General features: G+C 62.3%; 5 protein-coding genes. 3 read left to right on the top strand and 2 right to left on the bottom strand.

The window, feature by feature from the left end; all coding sequences use genetic code 11:
* Together RUW20_RS10470 and RUW20_RS10465 are read right to left on the bottom strand one after the other, a co-directional pair.
* A partial coding sequence (locus RUW20_RS10470) for a nitric-oxide reductase large subunit (protein WP_313952148.1) occupies nt 1-2,071 on the bottom strand: 2,071 nt, incomplete at its 3' end.
* A gap of 170 nt (nt 2,072-2,241) precedes the next feature.
* Complete coding sequence (locus RUW20_RS10465) at nt 2,242-2,691, bottom strand: Rrf2 family transcriptional regulator (RefSeq protein ID WP_313952147.1); 450 nt, start codon at nt 2,689-2,691, stop codon at nt 2,242-2,244.
* A 457-nt stretch (nt 2,692-3,148) separates the two neighbouring features.
* Here RUW20_RS10465 and RUW20_RS21675 point away from each other — a divergent pair, with 457 nt between their 5' ends.
* The 3 genes from RUW20_RS21675 to RUW20_RS10455 form a co-directional block, all read left to right on the top strand.
* Nucleotides 3,149-3,397 (top strand): group II intron maturase-specific domain-containing protein, encoded by a 249-nt coding sequence (locus RUW20_RS21675; RefSeq protein WP_409559343.1) that lies wholly within the window; start codon nt 3,149-3,151, stop codon nt 3,395-3,397.
* Nucleotides 3,398-3,602: 205 nt separating this feature from the next.
* Entirely contained in the window at nt 3,603-4,727 is a 1,125-nt protein-coding gene (locus RUW20_RS10460; protein ID WP_313952146.1) for a TIR domain-containing protein, read from the top strand.
* 70 nt (nt 4,728-4,797) lie between these two features.
* Nucleotides 4,798-5,046: cupin (locus RUW20_RS10455; RefSeq protein ID WP_313952145.1), on the top strand; the 249-nt coding region annotated here is incomplete at its 3' end.

Below are 5,046 nucleotides of genomic sequence, written 5' to 3'. Positions count from 1 at the left end.
CCCACGCCTGGTAGACACCGGCCGGCACGAGCGACATGAAGACCATCATCGCCAGCCCGACATTCAGCGACCAGAACATCAGGCCGACCAGTTTGTCTGACCACGCCGCCCGGTTCGAGAGACCGCGCAGGCAGAACAGCAACAGGCCGATGCCGAGCATGCCATAGACACCGAATAGCGCGGCATGACCGTGCGCCGCAGTCATGTTCATGCCCTGCATATAGTAGAGAGCGATCGGCGTGTTGAGCGTAAAGCCCAGGAGGCCGGCACCGACGACGTTCCAGAAACCGACGGCGATAAAGCACAAGATCGGCCACTTGTACGCCTGCACCCAGGGAGCGGCCTGGGAGCGCTGATAATTACGCCAGGCTTCGACGCCGATCATCGCCAGCGGCACCACTTCCAGCGCCGAGAACATCGCCCCAATGGCTATCACTGAAGTCGGCGTGCCGGTGAAGTAGAGGTGGTGCAGTGTGCCAAGAATGCCGCCGAACAGGAAGACGATGGTTTCCAGGATGATCGCACTGTTGGCGGTCGCCGCGCGGATCAGGCCGAGACGGGTGAACAGCAGGGCGATGACGGCGGTGGCGAAGACCTCGAAGAAGCCCTCGACCCACAGGTGCACCAGCCACCAGCGCCAATATTCGACCATCGCGTAGTGTGTTTTCTGACCCCAGGCCAGCGAGGTGGCGTAGAAGCCACCGATGCACAGCGCAGCAAGGAAGACCATGGCGATCAGCCCGCGGCTTTCGGAGGGTTTGCGCAGCGCCGGCATCAGGGCGCGGCCGAGCAGCGTTACCCAGATCAGCAGACCGGCGAACAACAGGATCTGCCAGACACGGCCCATGCTGGTGTACTCGAGGCCCTGGTTGCCAATCCAGAAACTGTAGTCGTTGCCGAGATTCTGCAAGGTGCCCAGCCAGCCGGTGACCGTCGAGCCGGCGACGATGATCAGCAGGGCATAGAACAGCACATTGACGCCGAGGCGCTGGTATTTCGGTTCGCTGCCGGAAATCGCCGGCGCGATGTAGAGGCCGGTGGCCAGCCAGGCGGTGGCGATCCACAGCACGGCAAACTGCGTATGGATGGTTCGACTGACGGTAAATGGCAGGATCTCGCCGAGCGGGATACCGAAGAAGCTCGTTCCCTCGACCGCATAGTGCGCGGTGATGACGCCCATGCCGACTTGCGCCAGGATCAGCGCGATGACCACATAGAAATACTTGCGAGTGGCCAGCATCGATGGCGTTGCCTTGAGCTTGAAGAGCGGGTCAGCCTTTGGCGGACTTGGGTCACCTGCTTCGTGGCTGGTCGAGTGGAAGAAGATCATCGCGGCGATCGCGCCGAGCATGAGAATGACGCTGGCGATCGACCAAATGCCGGTACCGGTAGTCGGCGTATTGCCGACCAGCGGCTCGTGCGGCCAATTGCTGGTGTAGCTCAAGTTGCTTTCGCCTGGGCGGTCGGTCACTGCCGACCAAGCGCTCCAGAAGAAGAAGGCCGTCAGGTCCTGCCGATCGGCCGCGTCGCGCAGAATATTGGCTGGCATCGCGTACTGCTCGCGCAATGCATCGAGCGCAGGCTCACCACCAAAGAGGTCGGCGTAGTGCTTCGCCACTTGCGCGACTGCGGCAGCCCGATCAGCACTCAGGCTGATCGAACCGCTGGCAGCGTCGTAGGTATTGCGCCGGAGCTCCGTCTTCAACTGCGCATCGAGTTGCGCTTGCTGGCTGGGCTGAAGGTGCTCGTAGGCCGCGCCAAAATCACGCTGTGCCCAGATCCCCCGCAGCGCAACTGCTTCGCGGTGCAGCCAGTCGGCCGACCAATCTGGCGCGAGATAGCTGCCATGCCCCCAGACCGAGCCCAGTTGCTGGCCGCCGGCCGAGAGCCAGGATTGCTGGCCTTGCTGCACCTGCCCTTCGGAGAAGAGAACCTGGCCGTCACTGCTGACCACCTGCGTCGGAATGGGCGGCGCGTGCACGAAAATCTCGCGGCCAACCCAGCCCAGAGCGGCGAAGGAAAGCACGCAGATCAGCGCTAGCCAGATCCACAGCTTGCGTGTGTTATGCATGATGAAGCTCCTTTACGGTATCGGTAGGACCAATGTAAGAGAACGAAACGGCGACAACTTTCTGTAAGCGGCATTTTAGATACCTCTTATAAAAGATGCAAACGCAACGCTTCTTATGTGGCGACAGAACCGAATCAAATTGACGACGATTGTCGCCAAGTGCGGAGGAGCTACCTGGGAATGGCCAGGACAGGTCGCAGGACGTGAAGGATCACACGTTCGCTCTTGCCGAGCAGATCGGCAAGCGTAACGCCATCCAGCACCTTGAGGAACGCAGCGAGGGCCTCGGAAAGCGCAACCTTCAGCTGGCAATCAGGATCCAGGATGCAGGTGGAGTTCTTGCCGAAGCACTCGACCAGGTCCATGCCCGACTCCATATGGCGCATAACATCGCCGACAACGATGGTCGTGGCTGGACATGCAAGCCGCAAGCCACCGCCCTTGCCGCGCAAGCCATCGACATAGCCGCCACGGATCAAACGACTGACGACTTTCATCAAGTGGTTGCGCGACACGGCGAAGCGGTCAGCAATCTCCTGGATGGTCACCAAGCGGTCCTCGTTGGTCCCGAGGTAGATCAGTACGCGCAGTGCATAGTCAGTGTGCTGGGTGATGTGCATGGCAGGTTCTCGCTTCGCCCATTGGCATCGCCATCACTGGCAGTCCTGCCTTCGGTGACAGCAACGGACAAATTGCGAACTCTACCGGAGGGCGTCTTCTAGGGTAAGCCTATCTCATCTTCTTGCCGCGCGGGCGACGTCAGGTCTTGACCCTGGCCTCTTTTATCAAAGCTCTTCGACGAATCGACGGCGTCGCATTTGCCAGTCGGGTTGGTGCCCGACTTACTATTGATAAGCTATTTTATCAACAGAGAACTTCGCCCATGACCACCCCCCAACTTCCCGCCCCGCTCCGCCCCGTCCTCTCCTTTTCCTTCTCGATCACTCACCGCCGAGGCGTTCCACCACCTGGCCGACGTACCGCCCGAAGTCGAATGGTTCGCCAACCTGACCAACCGCTGTACCCGCCGCGCCTACGAAAACGCGATCAAAGATTTCATGCGTTTTCACCGGCATCGTGGGAAACGTGAACCGCAGCCTGCGAGGCTGGGCCAACTACTTTCACTACCGCAACTCAAGCCAGGCGATCAATAAAGTCAGATACCACGCGGAAGACCGATTGCGAACCCACTTGCTGAAGCGTCACAAGATGAAGGGCCGAGGAGCTGGCCTCCGCTTGGTTCCAGGTGTTCATCTCTACCGGCGCCACGGGCTATACAAAGTCCCGACCAGGGCGGGCTGGAACTCGGCGCATACCTGGGCGTGAAGAACATCGGAAAGCCGTGTGCGGGAAGACTGCATGCACGGTTTGATGAGGGAGGGCAGGCGAGAGCCTGTCCTGTCCTCTACCCACTTGCCGTGCGGCGGGCGATAGTAGACTCCCATGCTTTCAAGCTCGACTCGCTTCATCGCCGTAGAAGCCTCCAACGCGATCCGGCGCGCAGCCACAGGAAAAGGCAAACGAACTGCCAATGAATAGCAGCCACAAGAAATTCGTCCTGGTCATCGGTACAGGATGGGCGATGCCGGCAAAGCGCCGCACCGCGCGCATGATCGGCACGACGTTGGCCGAGGCCGGCTTCGGACTCGTCACCGGCAACTCGACCGGTATCGACTATTGGGTGGCCGACGCTTTCTGCGCGGCGCTCGCGCAGCGCGGCGAGGCGCCACAAGGCGCGCTCCGGCAGGTCTCGCTGGGCTGGGCGCGCCTGTTCGAGCGCGGCGGCCTGCCACTGCCAGGGTACTCCGCGCCGAGCGATGACTGCGTCGTTTCGGTGACTGACGTCGAAGCGTGGAAACGCGAAGCGATCGTCCGCTGCGATGCGGCAGTGATGGTCGGCGGCGGGCGTGGTGCGCTGGACATTGCGCGCCGCGTCATCGAGCAGGGCAAGCCGGTCTTTCCCCTCCCCTTCATGGGCGGTCTCACCGGCAACTCGGACTATGTCTTTCAGGAGATTCTCAAGACCTGGGAGGGGCACCCGGTGCCCGGGGTGAGCCGCTCGCAGTTCCTGCGCCTGGCCGAGCCCTGGGTGAGCGGCACCGGCCAGTTGATGAACCTGCTGCGCGGTACGCTTGCCGACGCGCCGGATGTCTTCATCTCCTACCGCCGCAGCGACGCGCCCGCGGCGGCCGGCCGCCTCGCACACGACCTGGCGGAGCATTTTGGCGACCGCCGCGTCTTCCTCGACATCAGCGATATCGCGCCGAGCAGCGCGTGGGACGAGTCGATCGACGGCGCGCTGCGGGCGTGCAAGGCCGGCGTGGTCGTCATCGGCCGATCCTGGATGGCCGGCAGCGAAGACGGCCAGCCGCCCCGACTGCAGGATCCCGCCGATGTCGTGCGTGGCGAGATCGCGGCCCTGATCGAACAGCGAAAGGCGATCTTCCCCGTGCTCGTCGAGGGTGCCAGGCTACCGGAAGAGTCGGAACTTCCGGCCGAGCTGCGCACCTTGCTGCGATTCCAGGCGACGGCGATCGACAACGGCGGCTGGGAGGCGACGATGAGCCTTCTGATTCGCGCGATCGAGTCGGTCATTCGTCATGCCGAAAACGCTGGTGGCGCGCAGTCCGGCGACGCGTTGCCACGAGAGACATGACAGTCGCGGTGATGGACGACGACGAACAACGTGCCTCGGTCCTGGAGCCCTGGACTACCATTTGCGCTCGATGAACAACTTTTTCTCCGAACTACCGCCTTCAAGCCTGCCCGACGAGCAGTTCGTGGAGTTGCTGGCGCGGCCAGGCCTCCGAATCGAGCGCATCGTCTCCAGCGGCCAGTCGAGCCCTCCAGGCTTTTGGTACGACCAGCCACACGGCGAATGGGTGCTGCTGGTTCAGGGAGACGCCCACCTGCGCTTCGAGGACGAGCCACAGGCGCGCCACCTCAAGGCCGGGGATTACCTCGACATCGCGCCG

The sequence above is a fragment of the Accumulibacter sp. genome, from assembly GCF_032229525.1.
Taxonomy (GTDB): Bacteria; Pseudomonadota; Gammaproteobacteria; order Burkholderiales; family Rhodocyclaceae; genus Accumulibacter.
Note: the sequence above shows the minus strand (reverse complement) of the source record. Positions and strands in the feature narration are given on the sequence as shown.

Coding starts and splice junctions, on each gene's coding strand:
- RUW20_RS10460 (WP_313952146.1), top strand. CDS start 3,603: ATGAATAGCAGCCACAAGAAATTCGTCCTGGTCATCGGTACAGGATGG.
- RUW20_RS10465 (WP_313952147.1), bottom strand. CDS start 2,691: ATGCACATCACCCAGCACACTGACTATGCACTGCGCGTACTGATCTAC.